Below are 22727 nucleotides of genomic sequence, written 5' to 3' on the forward strand. Positions count from 1 at the left end.
GCCCAGGTGGCGGAATTGGTAGACGCGCATGGTTCAGGTCCATGTGCCGCAAGGTGTGGAGGTTCGAGTCCTCTCCTGGGCACCACGGAATTCCAATCGGGACAATGCAATTGTCTCGATAGCAACGGCTGAAGAGCCCCGAAAATCGCAAGATTTTCGGGGCTTTCGCTTTTTCACGTCCGGTTTTCCGCCGCCCCGCCCTTTCGCTTAACGCCAGGGCACCTTGCGGTTCAGGTGGTGCCGCGCATACAGGTCCGCGCCCATGCCGGCGATCTGCCCGTCGATCAGCGCCTCGAACGGCTGGAGCAAGGCATCGAAATTGCGCGGCGCCTCGATCGCGTTCAAGGCATGCGTCACGGCCTCGATCGTGGACAGCGCGCCGGCCACGTCGGCATGGCGCACCCGGTAGCGGGTCGACAGTCCCGCGGGCAGCATCACGCGCGGCAAGGCCGCAAGGCCGGGATTGATGTGCAGCAGCTTGCGCGCATGCCCCCAGGTGCCGTCGGGCACGATCAACTGTATGGGCATGTCCAGGTCCTGCCCATAGCCGGGCGACAGCACCTCGGCGCCCTCGCCGGGAAACAGCAGGCGCGGCGCATGACCGGGCTCGGCCCAGTCCTCCCGCGAAAAGTACTCGCCCACCACGCGCCGCGCGCCGGCCAGGCCCAGCACGGCCAGCCGAGCCGTGTTCAAGGCATGGCGCGCCTCGCTGGGATGCTGGAGCACCACCACGCGGGTACGGCACGAAAGCGAGGGAATCAGCGCACACAGGCAGTGCGATCCGGGGCGCAGGCAGCGCGTGCAAAGAGGACGAGACATGGGGCGACACTATATCGAAAGTCGAAGGCGGCCCTCGCCCCCAAAAAAAGTGAAAAAAATGCCACACGACTTGCACACTTCAAAAAAAGTATGCATAATCTCGTTCCTCTGCTGCTGAACACGAAACAACGCGAAAGCGAAGCGACGGGTAAAGCACTGGCAGAAAAAGAAGTAAGAAGTAAAAAAGCCCAGGTGGCGGAATTGGTAGACGCGCATGGTTCAGGTCCATGTGCCGCAAGGTGTGGAGGTTCGAGTCCTCTCCTGGGCACCAATTATTACATCACGAGGTACCTGCGTGATGCGCCAAAAAAACCCCGAACGCGGAAGCGTCCGGGGTTTTTTCTTTGCCGTGCGCATTTCGCCTTGTCCGCCAGGGCGCTTTCCGCGCGCGGCCTGGCGGATCGCGCCGCGCCCTACTTCAGCACGCGCGTCATGACGACGTGCGGAATGCCGGCCTCAACGAATTCCTCGCCTTCCACGGTGAATCCGTGCGCCTTGTAGAAGCCCGCCGCATGCGTCTGCGCGTGCAGCACCAGCATGCGGTGGCCGTCGCCATGCCCCTGCTCGATCAGCGCATCCAGCAACTGGCCGCCCACGCCCATCCCGCGGGCCCGCTTGTGGACCGCCATGCGGCCGATATGGCCATCGGGCAGCAGCCGTCCGGTGCCTACCGGCGTGCCGTCGGGCCCGTAGGCCACGGCGTGCACCGACACCGCGTCGTCGTCGTCCAGTTCGATTTCGGGCGGCACCTTCTGTTCGACGACGAACACCTCGTGGCGCACCGAATAGGCATCCTCGCGCAAACGGTCCCAGGTTCCCAGCGCGATATGCACTGTTGCTTGTTTGTTGGTCGACATGTCCATCCCTCGCGTGCAGCAAATGAAGTAAAGAATCCTACGCCGCATTTTCGCAGGGATGAAGGCGGCCCAAAAGGGGGGTACGATCGCGGCTTGCCCACGCCGCCCGTGTTCCGACATGCCGCCTGCCGCTCCCCCCGCCTGGCTGAAAGCCGCTCCCGCGCTTTTCCTGCTGCTCTGGTCCAGCGGCTTCGTCGTGCTCAAGGTGGGGCTGGCCTATGCCGATCCCATGACCTTCCTGGCGCTGCGCTACGCCTGCGTGGTGCTGATCCTGGCCCCTGTCCTGCTGGTCCTGCGCCCGCCGCTGCCGCGCGGCGCCAGCGCCTGGGGCCACCTGGCGATGGTCGGACTGCTGTTGCAGGCCGGCTACTTCTGCTTCACCTACCTGTCGCTGAAGCAGGGCATGTCGGCCGGCGGCATCGCGCTGATCACCTCGCTGCAACCCATCCTGATCGGCCTGCTGGCGCCCGCGATCGCGCAGGAGCGGGTCGACGCCCGGCGCTGGGCGGGCCTCGGCCTGGGGGTGTCGGGCGCCGCGCTGGTGATCGTCGCCAAGGCCTCGATCGACGTGCTGTCGCCGCTGGGCCTGCTGTTCGCCGTCAGCGCCCTGCTCTGCATCACCGGCGGCACGCTGTATGAAAAGCGCTTCGGCACGCAGACCCACCCGGCCACCTCCAACCTGGTGCAGTATGCGGTCGGCCTGGCCGTCACCGCGCCGCTGGCCTTCTGGCTGGAACCGATGCGCATCGAATGGACCGGCCCGCTCTGGGCGTCGCTGGCCTATCTGGTCGTGGGCAATTCGCTGGTGGCCATCACCCTGCTGCTGACCATGATCCGCCACGGCGAGGCCTCGCGCGTGTCGGCGCTGTTTTTCCTGGTCCCGCCCTGCACCGCCGTCATCGCGCTGGCGATCCTGGACGAACCCATTCCCGCGCTTGCGTGGCCGGGCATGGCCCTGGCCGCGCTCGGCATCCTGCTCGTCACGCGGGCCAAGCCCTCGGGCGCACGCTAGAATGAGCGCCTTCCCGCACCCGCACCCATGAACGCCGTCATTACCGCCGCCCTGCCGGTCTTCGCCCTGATCCTGACCGGCTGGCTGGCCGCCCGCTGGCGCATCCTGGGCCCGGCCGCCACCGATGCGCTGAACCGCTACGTGGTCTACCTGTCCCTGCCGGCGCTGCTGTTTCGCGCCATGACGCAGGTGGACCTGGCGCAGGCGGCGCACTGGGGCTTCGCCGCCGCCTTCGCGGGCGGCATCGCCGCCACGTTCCTGGCGGCATTCCTCGGGGCCCGGCGCACTCAAAAGGCGCTCACCGACCGCAGCATCCAGGGCCTGGCCGCGTCCTACGCCAATGCCGGCTACATGGGGATCCCGCTCTGCCTGGCGCTGTTCGGCGCGGAAAGCCTGGCGCCCGCCACGTTCACCACCCTGCTCACCGCCAGCGTGCTGTTCGGCTTCGCCATCGCGCTCATCGAGTTCGACCGCCAGCAGGCGCCGAGCCTGCCTTCCACCCTGCTCAAGGTCGGACGCGCGCTGCTGCGCAATCCGCTGCTGGCCGCGCCGGTGCTGGGCCTGGCCTGGGCCTCCACCGGAGTGCCCCTGCCGGAAGGCCTGGACCGCTACGTGTCCCTGCTGGGCGCGTCCGCCAGCCCCTGCGCGCTGGTCACGATAGGCCTGTTCCTGGCGCAGACCGAAACGTCCAGCTCGGGGCCGGGCGTGCTGCGCCTGGTCGCCGGCAAGCTGCTGCTGCAGCCCGCCGTCACCGCGGTGCTGGCGTTCTACGTGTTCCCCATGCCGCCCATGTGGGCATGGACCGCCGTGCTGATGAGCGCGCTGCCCATCGGCACCGGCCCTTTCATGCTGGCCGCGATGTACGGCCGCGACGCGCGCGTGACTTCGCGCGCCATCCTGGTCTCCACCGTGGCATCGGTGCAGACCGTCAGCCTGCTGGTTGCCTGGATCAGCGCGCACCCGCTACCCTGACACCGCCTCCATGCTGCTCGCCGCCGCCATATTCGTCCTTACCATCACGCTGGTCATCTGGCAGCCCAGGGGCCTGTCCATCGGCTGGAGCGCGGTGCTCGGGGCCGCGCTCGCGCTGGCCACGGGCGTGGTCCACCCGGCCGACATCGCCGACGTCTGGCGCATCGTCTGGAACGCCACCGCGACCTTCATCGCCATCATCGTCACCAGCCTGATCCTGGACGAAGCCGGCTTCTTCGAATGGTCGGCGCTGCACGTGGCGCGCTGGGGCGGCGGACGCGGCCGCCTGCTGTTCGTCCTCATCGTCCTGCTGGGCGCCGCAGTGTCCGCGCTGTTCGCCAACGACGGCGCGGCGCTGATCCTCACGCCCATCGTCATGGAAATGCTGCTGGCGCTGGGCTTCGGGCCCGGCGCCTCGCTGGCCTTCGTGATGGCCGCGGGCTTCATCGCGGACACGGGCAGCATCGCGCTCATCGTGTCCAACCTGGTCAACATCGTCTCGGCGGATTTCTTCGGCATCGGCTTCGGCGAGTACGCCTCGGTGATGCTGCCGGTGAACCTGATGGCGGTGGCCTCCACCCTGGCCGTGCTGCTGCTGTTCTTCCACAGGAGCATCCCGCCGCGCTACGACGTGAGCCAGTTGCCCGCCCCCGCCTCCGCCATCCGCGACCTCACCACGTTCCGCGCCGGCTGGGTCGTGCTGGCGCTGCTGCTGGCGGGCTTCTTCATCCTGGAGCCGCTGGGCATCCCCGTCAGCGCCATCGCCGCCGCGGGCGCGCTGGGCCTGCTGCTGATCGCGGGCCGGCAACACATCGTGGGCACCCGGCGCATCATGCGCGACGCCCCCTGGCACATCGTCGTCTTCTCGCTGGGCATGTACCTGGTGGTGTACGGGCTGCGCAACGCCGGCCTGACCGCGCACCTGGCGCAGGTGCTGGACCGCTGCGCGGAATACGGCCTCTGGGGCGCGGCGCTGGGCACCGGCCTCATCACCGCCTTCCTGTCGTCCATCATGAACAACCTTCCGACGGTCCTGGTGGGCGCGCTGTCCATCGCGGACACCAGCGCCACGGGCGCCGTGAAGGACGCCATGATCTACGCCAACATCATCGGCAGCGACCTCGGGCCCAAGATCACGCCGATCGGCAGCCTGGCGACGCTGCTGTGGCTGCACGTGCTGGCGCGCAAGGGCTTGCGCATCACTTGGGGCTACTACTTCCGCGTCGGCATCGTGCTGACCTTGCCGGTGCTGCTGCTGACGCTGGCGGCGCTGGTGTGGCGGCTGCAATAGGCCCGGCCCCCTCGCTTCAATATTACTTATAGTTATTTAAAACGCATGAATTGATGCTTTGAGAGATTTGCCGCCCGGCTTAGACTTCCAGCATTCCACGGGTGCGTTCTCGCGCCCGTTTGCATTTCCACGCATCCGCCCCTTCCGGGACCCGCCCATGAGCATCGACGCCTCGACCCTTCCCCTTCCTTCCTCGGCCCTGCCGCCGATCCGCATCAACCGCAAGCCGCTATGGATCGCCCTGCTGCTGGTGCTGGCCGGCGCGCTGTACCTGAACCAGACCGTGGGCTGGCGCCAGGGCGCGCTGTGGATCGTCGGCGCCCTGCTGGGCGTGACGCTCTACCACGCCTCCTTCGGTTTCACGCAAGCCTGGCGCGTCTTCGTGTCGGACCGCCGCGGCGCGGGCCTGCGGGCGCAGATGCTCATGCTGGGCGCGGGCGTGCTGCTGTTCTTCCCCTTCCTGGCGGCGGGAACGCTGTTCGGCCAGCCGGTCAGCGGCTTCGTATCGCCGCCCGGCGTGTCAGTCATCCTGGGCGCCTTCCTGTTCGGCATCGGCATGCAACTGGGCGGAGGCTGCGCGTCGGGCACGCTGTTCGCGGTCGGCGGCGGCAATACCCGCATGCTGGTCACGCTGCTGTTCTTCATCGTCGGCTCGGTCATCGCCACCGCGAACTTCGGCTGGTGGTCCAGCCTGCCCGCGCTTGCCCCCACGTCGCTCATCAAGACCTGGGGCCTGGCGCCCGCGCTCATCGCCAACCTGGCCGTCTTCGCGCTGATCGCCTGGGCGGTCACGGCGCTGGAGAAGCGCCGCCACGGCCACGTGATCTCGTTCGCCTCGCGCACCGCGCGCCCGGTCTCCCTGCTGCAAGGCCCCTGGCCGCTGATCTGGGGCGGCGTGGCGCTGGTCGTGCTGAATTTCGCCACGCTGGCGCTGGCCGGCCGGCCCTGGGGCATCACCTCCGCCTTCGCGCTGTGGGGCGCCAAGGCCCTGGACGCCTTCGGCGGCGACGTGGCCACCTGGGCCTACTGGAGCAAGCAGCCCTCGCTGGCCGCGCCGCTGCGCCAGGACGTCACGACCGTGATGGACATCGGCCTGATGCTGGGCGCGCTTGCCGCCGCCAGCGCCGCCGGCAAGTTCGCTCCCATCTGGAAGGTGCCGGCGCGCTCGCTGGCCGGCGCGGTCATCGGCGGCCTGCTGCTGGGCTACGGCGCCCGGCTGGCCTTCGGCTGCAACATCGGCGCCTACTTCAGCGGCATCCTGTCGGGCAGCCTGCATGCCTGGTTGTGGCTGCCCGCCGCCTTCGCCGGCAGCGCCCTCGGCGTGCGCCTGCGCCCGGCATTCGGCCTCGCGGTCGAGAAGACGCCGCTGGCGTCCAGTTGCTGAGAAACAGTATTCCAGGCACGTCCCTCCGGCGCGGGGGACGGTAGCTGGTGTATGGTTGCTCCATCCCGAAATACGGAGATGGACATGAGCTGGATTTTCGGCCGCTACACGGCCTTTCTGTTGACCCTGGCCGGCGCGGCGGTCACCGCCGCCCTGGCCTACGCAAGCTCGCCCTGGTGGCTGTGGGTCGCCGTGCCGCTGGCGCTGCTGGGCGCGCTGGGCGTGTATGACCTGATCCAGCCCCGCCATGCCATTCGGCGCAACTATCCGGTCCTGGGCAATCTGCGCTTCCTGTTCGAATTCATCCGCCCCGAGATCCGCCAGTACTTCCTCGAAGACGACACTCAGGCCGCGCCGTTCTCGCGCGCGCAACGCTCCATCGTCTACCAGCGCGCCAAGCGCGAGATCGACAAGCGCCCCTTCGGCACCCAGGAAGACGTCTACGGCGACCGCTACGAATGGATCAACCATTCCATGTCGCCCTCGCGCATCGACGATACCGACTTCCGCGTCACCGTGGGCGGCCCCGAGTGCAGGCAGCCCTATTCCATGTCGGCCTTCAACGTATCGGCGATGAGCTTCGGCGCGCTGTCGGCCAATGCCGTGCTGGCCCTGAACGAGGGCGCCCGCCAGGGCAATTTCGCGCACGACACCGGCGAAGGCGGCATCAGCCGCTACCACCGCCAGCCGGGCGGAAGCCTGGTCTGGAACATCGGCTCGGGCTACTTCGGCTGCCGCGACGAGCACGGCGCGTTCTCGGAGGAAGCCTTCGTGAAGAACGCCTGTACGCCGCAGGTCAAGATGATCGAAATCAAGCTGTCGCAAGGAGCCAAGCCCGGGCACGGCGGCATCCTGCCCGCGGGCAAGGTCACGCCCGAGATCGCCGAGGCGCGCGGCGTCGCCCCCTGGCAGGACTGCAACTCGCCGGCCAGCCACTCCGCCTTCGACTCCCCCATCGGCCTGATGAAATTCGTGGCGCGCCTGCGCGAACTGTCCGGCGGCAAACCGGTGGGCTTCAAGTTCTGCGTGGGCCATCCCTGGGAATGGTTCGCCATCGTCAAGGCCATGCTGGAAACCGGCATCACGCCGGACTTCATCGTGGTCGACGGCGCCGAAGGCGGCACGGGCGCCGCGCCGGTGGAGTTCGTCGACCACGTCGGCACGCCGCTGCGCGAAGCGCTGCGCCTGGTCCACAACACACTGATCGGCGTGAACCTGCGCGACCGCATCAAACTGGGCGCGTCGGGCAAGGTCATCACCGCCTTCGACATGGCCCGCGTCATGGCCATGGGCGCGGACTGGTGCAACGCCGCGCGCGGCTTCATGTTCGCCATCGGCTGCATCCAGGCGCAAGCCTGCCATACCGGCAAATGCCCCACCGGCGTCACCACGCAGGATCCGCTGCGCCAGCGCGCGCTGGTGGTGCCGGACAAGGCGCAGCGCGTGGCCAACTTCCACCACAACACGCTGCACGCCCTGGCCGAACTGCTGGCCGCCGCCGGCCTGACGCACCCCGGCCAGCTCCGCCCCCACCACATCGCGCGCCGGATCTCGCCCAGCGAGATCCGGCTGTTGTCCGCGCTGTTTCCCGAACTGGCGCCCGGAGAGCTGCTGCGCGGCGAATTCCGCCACCAGGTATTCCGCGCCGGCTGGGCCATGGCGCAGGCCCAGTCGTTCCAGCCGACTTACGACATCACCACGGCCCTGGCCCAGGAACACGCCGCCCACGCCGCGCCGGCCCCCGCCGGCGCCGCCTGAGCCGGCCGCGCCTAAGCCGGCCGCGCCTGAGCCGACCGCGCTACAGCCAGCGCTCGAACATGCGCGACAAGAACTCCATGTAGCGGTCGCCCACGCCCCGGTCCTTCCAGGCCTCGGGCGTGATGCGCACCGAATCGGCGACGTCGCGCTGGAACAGCGCCTCCATTTCACCGGCGAATTCCGGCCCCAGCACCACGGCGTTGATTTCGTAGTTCAAGGCGAAACTGCGCCAGTCCATGTTGCTCGACCCGACGGTGGACCACACGCCGTCCACCACCGCGGTCTTGGCATGCAGCAGGGCGTCGCGCCGCTCGTAGAGCTTGACTCCGGCCTCCAGCAGGTCGGCGTAATGTGAACGCCCGGCGTGGAACACCAATGACGAATCGCTGAAGCCGGGCAGCACCAGCACCACGTCGACCCCGCGTCGCGCGGCGGCGGTCAGGACCTCGATGAAGGCGGGGTCCGGAACGAAATACGCCATGGTGATGTGGATGGAGCGCTGCGCGCTTTCGAATGCCGACATCAGCGTCAGGTAGACGGTATAGCCGTCGCTGCGATCCGGCTGGTTGGCCAGTATCCGCACGCTCGTCGAGCCCGAAGGCGGCGCCACGTGCGAATCGCCGCCCTTGATCGGCTCCTTGGCCTGCGACTCCCAGCCCGCCCGGATGACCGCTTCCAGTTGCGCCACCGCGGGCCCCTCGATGCGCAGGTGCGTATCGCGCCAGGGCGCGGCCTGGGCATCGCCGGCCGCCGGCGCATCCGCCTTCCCGGCGCCGGATCCCGGCCCGGATCCCGACCCCGCCCCCGGCGAAGACTCGTACACGCTGCTGACGTTGATGCCGCCGAGGTATCCCACCTTGCCGTCCACCACCAGCACCTTGCGGTGATTGCGCTGGTTGGGCGACCAGCCGGCGCGGGCGCGGACCGGATTGACCGGATTGAAGATCGCCACCTGCACGCCCGCGTCGCGCAGGCGCGCGAACAAGGCGTCGGGCGTCTTGATCGTGCCGACCGCATCGACCATCAAGGACACCTCGGCCCCGCGGTTGCGCGCCGAGATCAGCGCTTCGGCGAAGCGCGAGCCCTCGGCGTCGTCATCGAAAATATAGGTTTCCATGTGCACGTAGCGGCGCGCCTGCCCGATCGAGCGCAGCATGGCCCGATAGGTGGTGGGCCCGTCCGCCAGCAGCCCGACGCGGTTGCCCGCCACCAGGGGCGCGCCGCTGACCGCCTGTTCGACGGCAAGATGGCGCGCCAGGAAATCGTCCTTGGGGGTCCGCGGATCCGAGACGATGCCTTGTCCGCGGCGGTAGCTGTCGAGCGCCGCGTCGGCGGACAGGCTGGCCTGCGCCTGGCGGGCCTGACGTTCCTGCGCGTCCGGAACGCTGGCGCAGGCCGCCAGCAGGACGGCGCAGGCCAGCGGCAGCGCCCGCGTCCACCGGCGGATGCCGGACAGCCACGAAAACGCGCCCGGCCGCGAAAGGGCCCGGCGCACGGCCGGAGGCGGCCTCATGATGCGATGGCTTAGCGCCGGCCGCCCGCCATCAGGCAGCATCCCAGCAACGCGCCGACCAGGGCCGCCACGCCCACCGACTTCCAGGCATGCTCATGCACGTACTCGTCGGCATAGGCACCGGCCCGGCGCGCGCGTTCCCGCGCCACGCCCTCCCATTGGCCCGCGGACTCGCGTGCCTCGTCCAGTTGGCGCCGCAGGCGCGCTCGCGCCGCCTCGACCTCGGAGCCCGTATACGACGCCGTCGAACGCAGCAGGTCTTCCGTGCCCGCCAGCAGTTCCTGGAAGCTGTCGCTCACCCGTTCGCGGTGCAATGCCATTTCGGCGCGTTGGTGCTTTCGATTCATGGTCGCTCCTTCTGGTTATTGGGGGTGTGGGGGCCTGCTCCCACCCGCGGCCGCGGGCGCCGCGCAGGCCGAACGGCCATTGTGGCCGCCATCCGCGCGCGCCGCCCGAGCTTTGGCAACCAGCGGTAATCCGATATTTCAGCGGGGAAGCGCCGCGGGCTGGCGCGTCCGCGCCCGCGGCCGCGCGCCCACGGGGCCCGGAGATGCGCGGCGCCGGGCGCCTGCGGCCCGATTTCGTAAAAGTCCATTGCACTCAGCGGCTTAGCGCTTGACACCTTGGCCCCACTAGCCGCCACAATAGACTTTTGCAATGCGCTTCAAGCTCTCAAAAAAGGAACTGAACGCATGGTTTCTCCTTCCACCCTGTTTGCTCCCGCCGCTCCGGAATTCATCGCGCAGCACCTGCAGCACCCCAGCCCCGAACAGATCGAACTGCGCGACGGGCTGATGGACCATCCGGCCCACGTCGATCCCAAATTCCTGTACGACGCGCTCGGTTCGGCGCTCTTCACCGCCATCACCCAACTGCCGGAGTACTACCCGACCCGGTGCGAAGCGGAGATCTTCCAGCGCCACGGCGGCGACATCGCCCGGCACATCGGTCCCGTTCAATCGATGATCGACCTGGGCGCGGGCGATTGCGTCAAGGCCGAACGCCTCTTCCCCAGCCTGCGCCCCCGCCACTACGTGCCCATCGACATCTCCGCCGACTACCTGCAGTCCGCGGTGCGCCGGCTGCGGCTCTCGTATCCCGGCCTGCGCATCACCGCCCTCGGACAGGACTTCTCGCATGCGCTGGCCCTGCCGGCCAGCATCCCCGCCGAGCAGCGGCTGTTCTTCTATCCCGGCTCCAGCATCGGCAACCTGAGCCCCGAGGACGCGCATGCCATGCTGCAGCGGATCCGCGGGCAATGCGAAGGCGGCGGGCTGCTGGTCGGCGTGGACCGCGTCAAGCCCAGGCAGGTGCTGGAACCCGCCTACGACGACGCGCTGCACCTGACGGCCGCGTTCAACCTGAATCTGCTGCGGCACGTGAACAGCGTGCTGGACGCCGATTTCCACGTGGACGACTGGCGCCACGTGGCGCTCTTCAACAGCACCAGATCGCGCATCGAAATGCACCTGGAAGCGCTGCGCGCGGTCCGCGTGGCCTGGCCCGGCGGCCAACGCGAATTCAGCGCCGGCGAACGCATCCACACCGAGAATTCCTACAAGTTCACCCCCCAGTCCTTTGCCGGCCTGCTCGCCAGCGCCGGCTATCGCGACGTCGCGCACTGGTCCGATTCCCGCGGCTGGTTCTCTATTTTCAGCGCCCGCGCCTGACGCGGGCTTCCCCACGACGCCACTGGAGGATCGCCATGGAACCTGCCTGCCTGCTGACCCATCCCGCCACCGGACCGTACGCGGCCGGCCAGGCCGGCCAGCACGACCGGTACGATGCCGTGCGCTCGACCAGCGCGGCCCTCGCCGCCCCCCTCAGCCCCGAGGACTGCCAAGTGCAATCCATGCCGGACTGCAGCCCCGTCAAGTGGCATCTGGCGCACACCACCTGGTTCTTCGAGACCTTCCTGCTGACGCGCTTTCATCCGTCCCACGGGGTGTTCCATCCGCAGTACCGCATGCTGTTCAATTCCTACTACAACGCCATCGGGGCCAAGCACCCGCGCCCGCGGCGCGGCCTGCTGTCGCGCCCCGCCTTGAGCGAGGTACTGCAATACCGCCAGCACGTGGACGGCGCCATGCACGAACTGATCTCGCGGCTGGGCGGCAACGATCCGGACTTCGACGCCTTGCTGGAACTCGGCCTGAACCACGAGCAGCAGCACCAAGAACTGATCCTGACCGACGTGAAGCACATGCTGTCGGCCAATCCGCTGCGGCCCGCCTACGTGGCGCCGGGCCAGCCCGCGCTGCCCCCAGCCACGCCCGCCGGCTGGACCCGCTACGCCGGCGGCATCGCCCGCATCGGCCACGACGGGCGCGGCTTCGGCTTCGACAACGAGGGCCCCGCGCACGACGTGCTGCTGGCCCCGTTCCACCTGGCCGACCGCCTGGTGACGCAGCACGAATACCTGGCGTTCATCCTCGACGGCGGCTACCGGCGGCCGGAACTGTGGCTGTCGCTGGGCTGGGATATCGTCTGCGCCGAAGGCTGGCGGGCGCCGCTCTACTGGGAAGGCCAACGCGATGACTGGCGCGTGTTCACGCTGCGCGGCATGCAGGACCTGGAACTGCAGGCGCCGGTGACCCACGTCAGCTACTTCGAGGCCGACGCCTATGCCCGCTGGGCGCGCGTGCGCCTGCCGCGCGAAGCGGAATGGGAACATGCCGCCCGCCAGTTGCCCGAGGGCGTCCTGGCCGGCCGCGCCAACATGCTCGAAAACGGCCACCTGGATCCCCGCCCCGCCCCGGTGCGCAATGGTTCGGGCGGCCCGGTGCAGCTCCTGGGCGATGCCTGGGAATGGACGTGCAGCGCCTACGATGCCTATCCTGGCTTCAAGCCCGACGCCGGCGCCGTCGGCGAATACAACGGCAAGTTCATGTGCAACCAGTACGTGCTGCGAGGCGGCTCCTGTGCCACGCCCAGGGACCACATCCGGCCGAGCTACCGCAACTTTTTCCCGCCCGAAGCCCGTTGGCAGTTCTCCGGCATCCGCCTGGCGCGGGACGCGTAAGGCGCGTTCCCGAAAATTTTGATTGCCGGCCGCTTGCACGCTGGAAAATTTTCATGCTAGAATTTTGTTCTTCGTTAATCACCACTTGCTGGTGAACAAGACGAAAACGTGGCGCATTAGCTCAGCCGGTTAGAGCGACGGAATCATAATCCGCAGGTCCCCTGTTCGAATCAGGGATGCGCCACCAAAGAATTCAAGGGCTTAGCGATCATTCGCTAAGCCCTTTTTCATTTCCGGCGTGCCATCGCAGCAATCGCAACGCCGGCGCTCATCGCCGGCGCGCGATTCCAATACGTCACTCAGAATTTACCGCGCAGCGTCAGCCCCGCGTTGCGCGGCTCGCCGTAGTAATTCCCCAACGTCGAGCTGCCCACTGTGCGGTAGTACCACTTGTCGAAGACATTATCGACGTTCAGCGTCAGCGTCCAATTGGGATTGAAACGGTACTCTGCCATCAGGTTCCATACGGCATAACCGCCCTGGGTGTAGTTGAAGGGCACGGAGCCGCCGGTCCAGTTCTGCGCGGATTCGTTCCAGCTTGCTGCGGAACCGGAGACATATTGCTTGCTGTTGACCGTGACCCCGCCGCCAAGCTTCCACGCCGACGCACGGCCGGGCAATTGCCAGGTGCCGAAAAACTTAAAGGAATGCTTGGGAGTGATGGTGCTGAAAACGGCCGCTTCGGTTTCGTCCCGGTTGTGGTTGTAGGTATAGCCGGCGTAGATGTTGACGCCCTGCGCGATCTCTCCGCTGACTTCGAGGTCTACGCCTTGGCTGACGACCTTGCCTGCATTGACGTAGCAGCACGCGCCGGCAAACAGGGTTTCACTCATGGGATAGCGGGTATCGAGCACCGCCCTGTCCTTCTGCACGACACGGTATAGCGCAATCGAGGTATTGAGCTTGCCGTCCAGCAGTTCACCCTTCAAGCCCAGCTCGGTGTTGCTGCCGTGCATCGGATCCAGCCCCTTGCCTGGCGCGGGGCCGGACTTGTAATAGGCCTGCGGATTGAAGATTTCCGCATAGCTGGCATAGGCCGTCCATTCCGGCGTAAGGTCATACAGAATGCCCCCGAAAGGCACGATTTGGGTGGGTTCGCTGTACTGCGTGCCGCTGGCGATCCGCCAGGTGTCGGTCATCTGCCAACTGTCGTCGAGGTACGTGCTGTAAACCTGCTTGAACTTGTATTTGTTGGCACGCGCACCCACGACCACTTTGGTCTTGTCCGTGACTTCCAGCCTCAGCGTGCCGTAGGCGCCATACTGCCTGGTGTCGTTTGGCTCGTAACTGCGGAATAGCTGGCCGCGAGCCAGGTCGCCAGAGACATAGGGCGTCGAGCCGATATCGAACAGATCGGCCACCTGTCCGGTAGCCCGTTCCACAACGAAGCTCTGCCACTTGCTCTTGATGTCCTGCATGTCGGCGCCGACCAGCACTTCATGCGTGCGGCCGAACAGGTCGAAAGCGCCGCTGAGGTTGATGTCCAGCATCTGCTGCCTGTTCCAGCTATGTTGGTCCGATCCGACCCAGCGCGATCCTGTCCGCGTGATCGGATTGACCGCACCGGATACATAACCGCCATTGACGTCCCGGTCTTCCTCGGTAAAGGTGGCATTGGCGCGCAAGGTCCAGCGCGGAGCCAGGCGCCAGCTCAGCTTGGCGAACAACTCGCTTGAGGTCGTATCTTCGTAGGCCCATGGAGCGGTCAAGGCTGTGTTGCGCGGCAAGCCCAGGTCGGCGCCGTTACTGTACCGGGGGAAGCCCTGCGGCGTGCCCTTCTCCCTGATGCGCTGATATCGTCCGCCGACCGCCAGCACTGCATCCGGGCCGATGTCGGCCTCCAGCACACCGTAGAAAGTCGGTTTTTCGGTAGCTCGTCTGTCGGTGAAGTACTTGCGGTTCTCGTACACGGCCACACCTCGGCCACGGAGTTTTCCGTCGAAGGCCAGCGGACCCGAGCCGTCGACTTCCGTGCGGTAATTGTCCCAGCGGCCAGCGCTCGCCGTGAAATTGAATTGCGGCGCGGCCGTCGGCATCTTGCGCACCAGATTCACGGCGCCGCCGGGGTTGCCCGTGCCATTGATCAGCCCTGCCGCGCCGCGCAGTACCTCCACACGGTCGAATTCGGCCATGTCATAGGAAATGAACGTGTAGTTCCCGCTGGACGTAGACATCGGCGCGCCGCCATCGAGCTGGATGCTGTCGATGGCGAAACCGCGTGAATAAATATCCGTCAAACGATGGCCGGAATCCTGCACCGTCAGGCCCGCGATCTGCTCGGCGGCCTGACCAAGGTCGGTGATGTTCTGGTCTTCCAGGCGCTGCTTGGTGAGAACCGAGACAGACTGCGGGATCTCGCGCATGGCCTGTGGCGTCTTGCCCAGGGTAATGGCATCGCTCGTATACGAGCCGGTTCCCTCGGTTTCGCCCACTCGCCGCGCCTCCACCCGTACTGCCCGCAAGGTGTGGACGCCCCCTTGCTCAGTCGATGCCGGACGCGAAAGCGAAGCCGTCTTCCCGTTCCAGCGTACTTCGATGCCCGTCCCTCCCAGCAACTGCGTGAGCGCCTGCTCCGCTGTCAACGTGCCCGACACGGCCGGGGCATTCAGATTGGCCACGGTTTCAGGGAGGTAGTAGATCTGGATATCCGTTTGCTGCCCCAGTTGCAGCAAGGCCTGATTCAGCGACTGCGCCGGGATGTCGACCCGCCCCGGGGTCGTGCTCTGCGCGTAGGCAGTGTCGGGCAATAGGCCAAAGGCGAGCGCCAGCGAAATGGCCAGCGCGTTCAGGCTCAGGCCGATCCGCTTGCCGCGGGATGCAGCCGATAGGTGCTTAGTGATGTGAGGATTCACCGGACGTTCTCTTGATAATGAAAGCGACGCATGCGCGTCAAACCCTTTGGCCAAAGGTTCGTTGCAGCCTGACTTCATCACCCGACGAAAACCAGGCCCTTCATTAACAAAGAGCGTTGGGAAGCCTGAACCCCGTAAAGATTTTCGCCCCCATTTTGAAACTAAATGTTTCAAAACAATGGCGAACGAGAGGAAATCTCATTCTCGAACAAGGACTTAGCCCGTCGCTTGGGGACAGGGAAAAATTTTCAGCGGGGGACGATTTCGCTGTGGCCGTCAGGCAGCCGCAGGACCGTCACCGGAGCGAGTGACGGCAGCACGTCGAGGAAGGCGTCGGGGTCGTCGGTGCTGAATACGCCCGCCACACGCAGCCCTCGCAATGCGGCGGATTGCAGCCGGACCGGCTGCACACGATAGCGGTTCATCTCGGCCACAATCGTTGCCAAGGGCGCGGCGTCGAAAACGACCTTGCCCTGCCGCCACGACGTCAACGTCACAATGTTGGCCGTCGAAACCTCGGACATGGCCGCAGTATCGGCCACCTGCACGGCCTGGGCCGCGCCCAGCCGGCGCACCTTCCGGTTCCACCACCCGCCGCCGGCAACGTCCACGGCCCCGGATTCCACCGCGACCGACACCTGCGCGACGTCGCGCCGCACGTTGAATTGCGTGCCGGTGACCGTTACGCTGGCCAGACCGGCATCCACCACGAAAGGACGTTCCGGCGCCGGCGCAACCGAAAAGAAAGCCTCGCCTCGTTCTAACAGAACGCGCCGCTCGGACTCATAAAACTGGACCTGGGCGATGCTGTCGGTGTTCAGCGTCAGCGCCGAGCCGTCAGGCAGATCGACGGTGCGGCGTTCGCCACGCCGACTGACGTAGCGCTCGGAAAACGCCGGGGCGTGAAACCATCGTTCCGGCCCGACCAATACGCTTGCCACAGCGGCGCAACAGGCGGATCCCACCCCCAGCGCCAACATGCGGCGGCGGGATGCAACTGTGGCTACCTGCGGCGGACGCCGCCGCAGGATATTCTCGAAAACCTTATCGGGGGTCGCCTTGGCCACGCCCCACACCCGCAACATTTCCTGGTAAGCCTGCTCATGCCGAGCGTCGGCCTGGCGCCAAGCCTCGAATATCCGACGTTCGTCCGGCGTCATCAGGCCACCGTGTTCACGGGTAAACCAATGAGCGGCTGCGTCGTGCAGATCGTCAGGAATGTTTGGGTCGTTTGTGGTCATGCTGGACGCGGAAGCCGGTGAATGCGGAGTTCTGCTAGCCCCTTCATAAGAAAGACGCCTGGTGGAGGCCAACCCCGTAAGTTTACGAGGCGAATCTTTGTAACTTTTGGTGCAGATGCCGCATGCTCTTCGTCAGGTGTTTTTCCACAGTACTGACGGATAACCCCATGTATTGGGCAATCTCCGGCACCGTCCAATTCTCGATTCGGTGCCAGGCGAATATCTGCTGGCAAACCAAGGGCAATTCCTCCAATGATTCAGACAAGGCCCGCGACAATTGGGTGACATACACAGCCGATTCCACGTCTTGTGCCGCGGGGTGTTCTGCTTCCGCTAATTCGTGCAAGGGTAAAGCCGGAAAGGACTGCGTTCGCCGGTGGCGACTGATCAAGCCGTTGGCGGCGCTGCGATGCAAATAGGCGCGCGCATCCCGAATGACAAGCGTGTCCGTACCCAGCAGGCGTTCCGCCGCATCCTGCACGGCATCTTCCGCGTCGTGCGTATTGGCATTGCCTTTCGCCCACGTCCCGATCAGTCCGCTGTAATGAGCGAGCCAGCCTTTTTTGGGCGCAGGAGGGCGGGACATGGCGGATGCGGGAACAGATCAACGTAGTAAACCGGCAATATTAACAACAATTCTCATTTAGATGTAGCCCGGAGGCAGCTTTACCACGCCTCGCCGTTCGGCCGGTCCTCCGCTTTCCAGGTAGACCGCGCTCGCCTGCGCGGCCTCCTGCGTATCCGGTTTTAACTACTCGGTTCCGGCCACAGCGAACGCTACGTGTCGCGTCGCCTGCCGCCCCAGGTCGCCGCCAGGCTCGCCACGAAAGCGCCGATCAGCATCGACGCGAATCCCCACAGCGCGAATGCGGCCGCGGCCTTGCGCGCGCTGTCCGCGGCTTCCTTGGCTTTCTGCCGGGCCTCGTCGGCCGCCTTCTTCGCATCCTGGATCGCCTGCTCGACGCGGCGCTGCGCGACGGCGGGCTCGATGCCGGCCTGCGCGGCCACCACCTTCGCCACGTAGTCGCGGTCTTCCTGCGCCATGCCGCCGCGCGCCAGGCTCATCGCCACGATGCGGCCCACTTCGGCGCGCGCGCCCGCCCGGTCGCCTCCGGCATCGGGCCGGTCGGTTCGCAGGAGGACGTCGGCGAAATAGTCGCTTGCCTGCGACGTCCCGCCGCCGGACCCCGCGGCGGCCGTCGCCGTCGCAGTGGCCGCCGCGCCCGCGCCCGCCGCCACGGTTGCGCCCGTCTTCGCCACGCCGGAGGCCAGCGTGGCGATGGACGCGCCCAGGAGAGCCGCGCTGACCACCGCGCTCAACGCCCACACCAGGAAGCCATGCGCGGTGTCGCGGAAATAGACTTCGTCCGAATGCACGTCGACCCATTTGGTGCGCAGGCGGCCCGCGACATAGCCGGCGATGCCGTAGGCGACGATCTGGGTGAACAGCATCCAGGCGATGACGCCGATGCCGACGGCGGGCGCCGACATGCCTTCGTCCTCCCATGGGGATACCGACAGAAAGCCCAGGCCCGCGCCGCCGGCGAACAGGGCCAGGGACAGGGCGGCGGCGATGACCGCGCCCGCGAACACGGCGGCCCACGAGACCGCGGAGAGCGCGGATTCCCGCGGGGGCACGCCGTCGGCGTACGGTTGGTTCGACATCGATTCGTTTTCCATGGACTCTTCCTCGTTCATTGCGGATGGGGCGGCCGCGCTGCGCCGCCGCAGCGGGAAACGGCCGGCGTCAATGCCAGAAAAGCGCCAGCAGGATGATGATGGGGATGGGTACGCCAAGCAGCCACAACAGAATGGAACGCATGTGGACCTCCTTGCATGTCTTGCGCATTGCGCGGGTGAATGGCGGTCAAGCCAGGTCTATCGTGCGCGGATCGCTCGGATCCGGCCTGCGCGGAACGGGATCGGCGTCGTCGGGATCCTCCGGCGGCGGGTCGGGCAGGGGCACGGAATCGTCGGACGGCAGGTTGCCGGGAAGCGAAGGGTCGTCCGGAGGCAGATCGTCCGGCAGGCCGGGTTCTCGATGCATGGATGGGGACATGGCGGGTTCTCCTCGATCGGCGCCAAATGCGCCGCCGCCTTCCCAGCAAACGGCGTTCCCGGCCGAGGCCGCCGCGGTTCACGACCCGCGGCCGGGCAAAGAAAAAGCCCTCTGGCGAGGGCTTTGCGGGGGCTGGGGCCGGCCGCTTCAGGACTTGGGCTTGCCGTCCTTGCCCGGTTCCGGGCCGGTCTGGCCGCCGCTGCCCAGGAATTCCACCACGGCGGTCTTTCCCGCGGCGGAAGCCTCGTCCTGGCTGCCGTAGCGCTTTTCCGAGTAATTGGTGCTGCGCACATTGCCGGTCTCGGGATCGAACAAGGTGACGATCCAGGCGAACTCGCCCGGCACCAATTGCCTGACCTGCAGCGTGGCGCGCGTACCCGGGCGCAATTTCTGCGGCATCTGGCAGCCCCTTGAGTGATTCGACGCCGCCATCGTAGCGCAAACCGGGCGCTGCCACGATGCCCGGAACGCAATCGGAAATGCTGCGTCCGCACATGGAATTCATGCTGCACGCCCCGAGGCAAATACGCCACAAACCGCTCATTGCGCCTGGAAAACCCTAGGGCCCGCCGCGCGAATACGGGCGCACAATCGAGACAAACATTCAGACCGCTCAGCGGCGCCGAATCCCTTTAATCAGGCGAGGACGGAGACAACATGACTCACGTAGCAGTGGTTATTAGCTGTTTGATGGTTATGGGTATCGTCGCGTTGGTGATTCAAACCATTCAAAGCGCAGGGCCCGAGCCCTGGCTGAAAATATCGGCGGCGATCGTCAGTTCCCTGTTTGCTTCGCTTCTGCTGATCCCGCTTGGATACGCAGTCGCGCAATCCGTGCTCTGATCGAGCGATTCCTTTCCCACGCCTTTTCCGCGACAGGCGCGCCCCGGGGCTAACCGTTCCGGGCCGGCCTGCCGCGCGTTGCCGCCCAGCAGATCAGCGAACCGGCGGTCACCATCGCCACGCCCTGCCAGAACGAGGCGGTCAGGCGGGTCGACAGCCATACGGCCGCGAAGAAGGTCGAGAACACGGGCGTGAAGTACGACGCGGTGGCCAGCAAGGTCAGGTTGCCCTTGAGTATCCCCACGTTCCACAACGCATAGCCCGCCGCCATGGCGCCGCCCGTCACGCACAATTCGAGCGTCGCCGGCACCGTGAACGTCAGCGCGGGCTCCGAGCCAAGCAGGTATTTGGTCCACAGGGCCGCCGCGGTCAGCATGAAAAAAAGCGCGACGCCGTTCTTGCCGTCGGCGAACCTGCGCGTCACGTTGCAGTACAGGGCCCAGATGATGGCGCCGCTGAACGCCAGTCCGTAACTCAGGGGATTGCTGGAAACGTTCGCGACGGTGCGCTCCCACGACAGCCCGCCGGATCCGCCGACCACCCACACGATGCCGCCCAGCGACAGCAGGATGCCCGGCACCACCCATGCGCTGGCCCGCTGGCCGTTGATAAGCATGGCGAGAACCACCGTGAAGCAGGGCCAGAGGTAGTTGACGATGCCCAGCTCGATCGCTTGCCCCCGGTTGGCCGCGAATCCCAGTGAAAGCGACAGGCAGATCTCGTAGGCGACGAAAAGCAGGCTGCCGACGATGAGGTAGGACCGGGGAAAGGTCCGCAGCCTGGGAAACCCCAGCAGCGGCACCAGGAAGACGGAGCCCACCGTATAGATGAGCGCGGCCCCGCCGACGGGGCCGAAGCTTTCGCTGACGCCGCGAATCAGGCCGACCACCGTGCCCCACAGCAGGACCGCCAGCAAACCCAAGGAGGTGGCCGTATTCCGGCCGGGGGTAAATTGCATTACCGTTTCCGATTGCCCGTCATGGTCCGCGCACAGTCCCGGACGCCAAGGCGGGGAGTTTAGCGAAAATCCGGGCGCCTCCTGGCGCCCCGCAGGCTTGCAGGGGGCCTCCGGCCCGAAGCGCCATCCCCGTCCGGGCAACGAAAGGGAGAGAAAGCCGCATGACCATATCGATACGCAGATTGAGCGACGTGCTGGCCAGCACGGAATCGGGCCGGCTCTATCGGATAGAGGTTTTCCTGCGGGCCGACGGCCCGGACGCCGCGGCGCTGCCTCCCGACGCGGCGCGCTACATCCTCCGGACCTCCGACGGAGAATGCGTGCTGCGGCTGGACCGCAACCGGTATCGCCTGAAGTCGGGTGAAGTCCTGACCGCCCTTGCGCCACCGGGCCAGGAGGCCTGAACGGGCCCGGCGGAGGACGCTCACAGGTCCGACTCCACCCTCCGCTTGCCCTGCTCCTTCGCCTTATAGAGCGCCACGTCGGCGCGCTCCAGCAATTGTCGCAAGGTCATGCCGGATTGCGGAAACACGGCGACGCCCACGCTGGCCGACACGGCGGCGCGGACGCCGGGATACGGCTGCGACAGGCTCTCGACCAGCGCCTCGGCGACCAGGCGCGCATTCTCCCTGTTGGCCCCGATCAGCAGCACCGCGAACTCGTCGCCCCCCAGCCTGGCCGCGACGTCCGACACGCGGATCGCGCCGGCCATCCGCTCCGCCGCCTCCTTGAGCACCGCGTCGCCGGCCGCATGGCCATGCGTATCGTTGACCGCCTTGAACCCGTCCAGGTCGATCGCCAGGATGGCGAAAGGCTCGCCGCTGCGCTGCGCCACCGCCAGTTCGCGCAGCACCAGTTCGCTGAACAGCACCCGGTTGCACAGCCCGGTCAGCGGATCGTAGTGCGCCAGGTGCTGGGCGCGCGCCAGCATGCGCGAAGCGCGCTGCAAGGCGCCTCCCACCTCGGCCACTTCCTTGACCCGCGTGCCCGGCAGATCCACCGCGCGGCCCTTGCCCAGCGCGAGCGCGGGCGCGACCAGCCCCTGCACCGCCGAGGTCAGGCGGTTCGCCAGCCGCAGGGCCAGCCACAGGCCCAGGCCAACGGCGAACAAGGCGCCCAAGGCGACCCAGGCGATGGCGCGGTACAGGTCCGTGGTCACCAGGCTCATCGGCGCGCCCGCGGCGACCGTCCAGCCTGACAGCGACGACCGGCTGAACGCGGTGTAGACGGGCGCGCCCTCCTTCGTGACGGTCTCCAGCGACCCTTCCTTTTCCTGCTGCACCGCGCGGGCCAGCGCGGGAACGGCCTTCTGCCCGACGAACCGCGGCGCGTCGCGCGTGCGGGCGACGATGGTGCCGGCGCCGTCCAGCACGGCGGCGACCCAGCCGTCCGGCAGGGAGCGGCGGCCCAGCACGCCGCCGATGCGCTCGGGCAGGATTCTGACGTTGAGGCTGTAGACGACCTTGTCGCCGCGCAGCACCGGCATGCACAGCGCAAGGGCGGGACTGTCGCTGGCGCCTCCCCCGAACAGCCCCGTCAGGACCGGAGCGCCCGTGTGGAACACGCGCGCCAGCTCGGCCGACGCGCCGCTCATCGGCAAGGCTTCGCCGACAGGCGCTTGCGTGTGGGCCAACTGGCGGCCCTCTCTGTCCGTCAGGACGTAGCTGTCGACGATCTGGAACCGCATCAGCTCGCCCGCGCGCTCCTGGAAACCCGCCAGGTCCCCGGCGCGAAGGTCGGGAGAGGACGCAAGCATCTGGAGGCCGGCCTCGACGCCGGTCAGTTCGCGGTCGAGGATCGCGGAGAGATTGCGCGCCAGGAAGATCGTGTCGCGGAAGATCCGCTCTTTCTGGACGACGTACCTTTCGTACACCGCCACCGACGCCACGACCAGCGCCGGCGCAATACAGGCGACCACCAGGGCCAGCAGGCCCGTGCGCATGGAGTACCGGCGCGGACGGCGGACGCGCGCGCCGGCGATATTCCGGCCGTCAGCCATGGGCCGACTCGCTCGGCGCAGCCCGCAAGCCGCGGGGCTGCGATCGGACCGACACCATTGGGTTCATGCGCCTCCCGATACGCCCGGCCCGGCCCATCGCCGGCGCACGGACGGAATTCAGAAATTATTACAGAAGCTCGCAATTAC

General features: G+C 66.9%; 21 protein-coding genes and 3 tRNA genes. 12 read left to right on the forward strand and 12 right to left on the reverse strand.

The features are described from left to right. A tRNA-Leu gene (locus AVE30378_RS25950) sits at positions 1 to 85 on the forward strand. Between the two features lie 122 nt (positions 86 to 207). Here the strand turns inward: AVE30378_RS25950 and AVE30378_RS25955 are convergent. Next, complete coding sequence (locus tag AVE30378_RS25955; protein WP_129245033.1) at positions 208 to 819, reverse strand: tRNA-uridine aminocarboxypropyltransferase; 612 nt, start codon at positions 817 to 819, stop codon at positions 208 to 210. A gap of 186 nt (positions 820 to 1005) precedes the next feature. Between AVE30378_RS25955 and AVE30378_RS25960 the strand changes: the two genes are divergently transcribed. After that, positions 1006 to 1090 (forward strand) — tRNA-Leu (locus AVE30378_RS25960). 142 nt (positions 1091 to 1232) lie between these two features. Here the strand turns inward: AVE30378_RS25960 and AVE30378_RS25965 are convergent. Then, on the reverse strand, positions 1233 to 1682 hold the full coding sequence (locus AVE30378_RS25965; RefSeq protein WP_425265795.1) for a GNAT family N-acetyltransferase: 450 nt from the start codon (positions 1680 to 1682) through the stop codon (positions 1233 to 1235). A gap of 112 nt (positions 1683 to 1794) precedes the next feature. Between AVE30378_RS25965 and AVE30378_RS25970 the strand changes: the two genes are divergently transcribed. The 5 genes from AVE30378_RS25970 to AVE30378_RS25990 all read left to right on the forward strand — a co-directional run bounded on the left by AVE30378_RS25970 (position 1795) and on the right by AVE30378_RS25990 (position 8093). After that, entirely contained in the window at positions 1795 to 2688 is an 894-nt protein-coding gene (locus AVE30378_RS25970; RefSeq protein ID WP_129245037.1) for a DMT family transporter, read from the forward strand. Positions 2689 to 2715: 27 nt separating this feature from the next. Beyond that, entirely contained in the window at positions 2716 to 3660 is a 945-nt protein-coding gene (locus AVE30378_RS25975) for an AEC family transporter (protein ID WP_129245039.1), read from the forward strand. Positions 3661 to 3670: 10 nt separating this feature from the next. Continuing rightward, on the forward strand, positions 3671 to 4951 hold the full coding sequence (locus AVE30378_RS25980) for an arsenic transporter (protein WP_129245042.1): 1281 nt from the start codon (positions 3671 to 3673) through the stop codon (positions 4949 to 4951). Positions 4952 to 5108: 157 nt separating this feature from the next. Beyond that, positions 5109 to 6335, forward strand: a complete 1227-nt coding sequence (locus tag AVE30378_RS25985) for a YeeE/YedE family protein (protein WP_165360307.1) — start codon at positions 5109 to 5111, stop codon at positions 6333 to 6335. Between the two features lie 84 nt (positions 6336 to 6419). Further along, on the forward strand, positions 6420 to 8093 hold the full coding sequence (locus AVE30378_RS25990; protein WP_129245044.1) for an FMN-binding glutamate synthase family protein: 1674 nt from the start codon (positions 6420 to 6422) through the stop codon (positions 8091 to 8093). 40 nt (positions 8094 to 8133) lie between these two features. Here AVE30378_RS25990 and AVE30378_RS25995 read toward each other — a convergent pair whose 3' ends face one another. Together AVE30378_RS25995 and AVE30378_RS26000 are read right to left on the reverse strand one after the other, a co-directional pair. Beyond that, positions 8134 to 9606 carry a phospholipase D-like domain-containing protein gene (locus AVE30378_RS25995; RefSeq protein ID WP_129245046.1) on the reverse strand — a complete coding sequence of 491 codons (1473 nt, stop codon included), beginning with the start codon at positions 9604 to 9606 and terminating at the stop codon, positions 8134 to 8136. 11 nt (positions 9607 to 9617) lie between these two features. Further along, positions 9618 to 9953, reverse strand: coding sequence for an ElaB/YgaM/YqjD family protein (locus AVE30378_RS26000; protein WP_129245048.1), 336 nt, complete (start codon positions 9951 to 9953; stop codon positions 9618 to 9620). A 345-nt stretch (positions 9954 to 10298) separates the two neighbouring features. Between AVE30378_RS26000 and egtD the strand changes: the two genes are divergently transcribed. From egtD to AVE30378_RS26015, 3 genes are all read left to right on the forward strand, one after another. Next, positions 10299 to 11276 carry an L-histidine N(alpha)-methyltransferase gene (gene egtD / locus AVE30378_RS26005; RefSeq protein ID WP_129245050.1) on the forward strand — a complete coding sequence of 326 codons (978 nt, stop codon included), beginning with the start codon at positions 10299 to 10301 and terminating at the stop codon, positions 11274 to 11276. Positions 11277 to 11311: 35 nt separating this feature from the next. Further along, positions 11312 to 12628: an ergothioneine biosynthesis protein EgtB gene (gene egtB / locus AVE30378_RS26010; RefSeq protein WP_129245052.1), complete on the forward strand. Its 1317-nt coding sequence runs from the start codon at positions 11312 to 11314 to the stop codon at positions 12626 to 12628. Positions 12629 to 12738: 110 nt separating this feature from the next. After that, positions 12739 to 12815, forward strand: a tRNA-Met gene (locus AVE30378_RS26015). Positions 12816 to 12927: 112 nt separating this feature from the next. Here the strand turns inward: AVE30378_RS26015 and AVE30378_RS26020 are convergent. From AVE30378_RS26020 to AVE30378_RS26045, 6 genes are all read right to left on the reverse strand, one after another. Continuing rightward, positions 12928 to 15480, reverse strand: coding sequence for a TonB-dependent siderophore receptor (locus AVE30378_RS26020; RefSeq protein WP_165360308.1), 2553 nt, complete (start codon positions 15478 to 15480; stop codon positions 12928 to 12930). 248 nt (positions 15481 to 15728) lie between these two features. Then, positions 15729 to 16721, reverse strand: coding sequence for a FecR family protein (locus AVE30378_RS26025; RefSeq protein ID WP_129245056.1), 993 nt, complete (start codon positions 16719 to 16721; stop codon positions 15729 to 15731). 82 nt (positions 16722 to 16803) lie between these two features. Further along, complete coding sequence (locus AVE30378_RS26030; protein ID WP_129245058.1) at positions 16804 to 17307, reverse strand: RNA polymerase sigma factor; 504 nt, start codon at positions 17305 to 17307, stop codon at positions 16804 to 16806. 191 nt (positions 17308 to 17498) lie between these two features. Continuing rightward, entirely contained in the window at positions 17499 to 18401 is a 903-nt protein-coding gene (locus AVE30378_RS26035; protein ID WP_129245060.1) for a hypothetical protein, read from the reverse strand. A 187-nt stretch (positions 18402 to 18588) separates the two neighbouring features. Next, positions 18589 to 18780: a hypothetical protein gene (locus AVE30378_RS26040; protein WP_129245062.1), complete on the reverse strand. Its 192-nt coding sequence runs from the start codon at positions 18778 to 18780 to the stop codon at positions 18589 to 18591. A 147-nt stretch (positions 18781 to 18927) separates the two neighbouring features. Next, positions 18928 to 19179: a hypothetical protein gene (locus AVE30378_RS26045; protein ID WP_129245064.1), complete on the reverse strand. Its 252-nt coding sequence runs from the start codon at positions 19177 to 19179 to the stop codon at positions 18928 to 18930. A 258-nt stretch (positions 19180 to 19437) separates the two neighbouring features. Here AVE30378_RS26045 and AVE30378_RS26050 point away from each other — a divergent pair, with 258 nt between their 5' ends. Continuing rightward, positions 19438 to 19623 (forward strand): hypothetical protein, encoded by a 186-nt coding sequence (locus AVE30378_RS26050; RefSeq protein WP_062684001.1) that lies wholly within the window; start codon positions 19438 to 19440, stop codon positions 19621 to 19623. A gap of 49 nt (positions 19624 to 19672) precedes the next feature. On the opposite strand, the gene yddG is transcribed toward AVE30378_RS26050, so the two are convergent. Further along, positions 19673 to 20581: an aromatic amino acid DMT transporter YddG gene (gene yddG / locus AVE30378_RS26055; protein WP_129245065.1), complete on the reverse strand. Its 909-nt coding sequence runs from the start codon at positions 20579 to 20581 to the stop codon at positions 19673 to 19675. A 161-nt stretch (positions 20582 to 20742) separates the two neighbouring features. Between yddG and AVE30378_RS26060 the strand changes: the two genes are divergently transcribed. Beyond that, a complete protein-coding gene (locus AVE30378_RS26060; RefSeq protein ID WP_129245067.1) occupies positions 20743 to 20985 on the forward strand; it encodes a 6-phosphofructokinase in 243 nt (80 codons plus the stop codon). Between the two features lie 20 nt (positions 20986 to 21005). On the opposite strand, the gene AVE30378_RS26065 is transcribed toward AVE30378_RS26060, so the two are convergent. After that, the gene (locus tag AVE30378_RS26065) at positions 21006 to 22580 is read right to left on the reverse strand and encodes a GGDEF domain-containing protein (RefSeq protein ID WP_129245069.1); all 1575 of its coding nucleotides are present in this window, start codon (positions 22578 to 22580) and stop codon (positions 21006 to 21008) included. Positions 22581 to 22727 lie beyond the last annotated feature (147 nt).

The organism is Achromobacter veterisilvae (assembly GCF_900496975.1).
In the GTDB taxonomy this organism is placed as follows: Bacteria; Pseudomonadota; Gammaproteobacteria; order Burkholderiales; family Burkholderiaceae_B; genus Achromobacter; species Achromobacter veterisilvae.

What these genes read in the sequence shown, in the direction of transcription:
- egtD (WP_129245050.1), top strand. Translation starts at nt 10,299, where the DNA reads ATGGTTTCTCCTTCCACCCTGTTTGCTCCCGCCGCTCCGGAATTCATC.
- AVE30378_RS26040 (WP_129245062.1), bottom strand. Translation starts at nt 18,780, where the DNA reads ATGTCCCCATCCATGCATCGAGAACCCGGCCTGCCGGACGATCTGCCT.
- AVE30378_RS25995 (WP_129245046.1), bottom strand. Translation starts at nt 9,606, where the DNA reads ATGAGGCCGCCTCCGGCCGTGCGCCGGGCCCTTTCGCGGCCGGGCGCG.
- AVE30378_RS26025 (WP_129245056.1), bottom strand. Translation starts at nt 16,721, where the DNA reads ATGACCACAAACGACCCAAACATTCCTGACGATCTGCACGACGCAGCC.
- AVE30378_RS25990 (WP_129245044.1), top strand. Translation starts at nt 6,420, where the DNA reads ATGAGCTGGATTTTCGGCCGCTACACGGCCTTTCTGTTGACCCTGGCC.
- AVE30378_RS25975 (WP_129245039.1), top strand. Translation starts at nt 2,716, where the DNA reads ATGAACGCCGTCATTACCGCCGCCCTGCCGGTCTTCGCCCTGATCCTG.
- yddG (WP_129245065.1), bottom strand. Translation starts at nt 20,581, where the DNA reads ATGCAATTTACCCCCGGCCGGAATACGGCCACCTCCTTGGGTTTGCTG.
- AVE30378_RS25985 (WP_165360307.1), top strand. Translation starts at nt 5,109, where the DNA reads ATGAGCATCGACGCCTCGACCCTTCCCCTTCCTTCCTCGGCCCTGCCG.
- AVE30378_RS25980 (WP_129245042.1), top strand. Translation starts at nt 3,671, where the DNA reads ATGCTGCTCGCCGCCGCCATATTCGTCCTTACCATCACGCTGGTCATC.
- AVE30378_RS25955 (WP_129245033.1), bottom strand. Translation starts at nt 819, where the DNA reads ATGTCTCGTCCTCTTTGCACGCGCTGCCTGCGCCCCGGATCGCACTGC.
- AVE30378_RS25970 (WP_129245037.1), top strand. Translation starts at nt 1,795, where the DNA reads ATGCCGCCTGCCGCTCCCCCCGCCTGGCTGAAAGCCGCTCCCGCGCTT.
- AVE30378_RS26045 (WP_129245064.1), bottom strand. Translation starts at nt 19,179, where the DNA reads ATGCCGCAGAAATTGCGCCCGGGTACGCGCGCCACGCTGCAGGTCAGG.
- AVE30378_RS26060 (WP_129245067.1), top strand. Translation starts at nt 20,743, where the DNA reads ATGACCATATCGATACGCAGATTGAGCGACGTGCTGGCCAGCACGGAA.
- AVE30378_RS26000 (WP_129245048.1), bottom strand. Translation starts at nt 9,953, where the DNA reads ATGAATCGAAAGCACCAACGCGCCGAAATGGCATTGCACCGCGAACGG.
- AVE30378_RS26035 (WP_129245060.1), bottom strand. Translation starts at nt 18,401, where the DNA reads ATGGAAAACGAATCGATGTCGAACCAACCGTACGCCGACGGCGTGCCC.
- egtB (WP_129245052.1), top strand. Translation starts at nt 11,312, where the DNA reads ATGGAACCTGCCTGCCTGCTGACCCATCCCGCCACCGGACCGTACGCG.
- AVE30378_RS26065 (WP_129245069.1), bottom strand. Translation starts at nt 22,580, where the DNA reads ATGGCTGACGGCCGGAATATCGCCGGCGCGCGCGTCCGCCGTCCGCGC.
- AVE30378_RS26050 (WP_062684001.1), top strand. Translation starts at nt 19,438, where the DNA reads ATGACTCACGTAGCAGTGGTTATTAGCTGTTTGATGGTTATGGGTATC.
- AVE30378_RS25965 (WP_425265795.1), bottom strand. Translation starts at nt 1,682, where the DNA reads ATGGACATGTCGACCAACAAACAAGCAACAGTGCATATCGCGCTGGGA.
- AVE30378_RS26030 (WP_129245058.1), bottom strand. Translation starts at nt 17,307, where the DNA reads ATGTCCCGCCCTCCTGCGCCCAAAAAAGGCTGGCTCGCTCATTACAGC.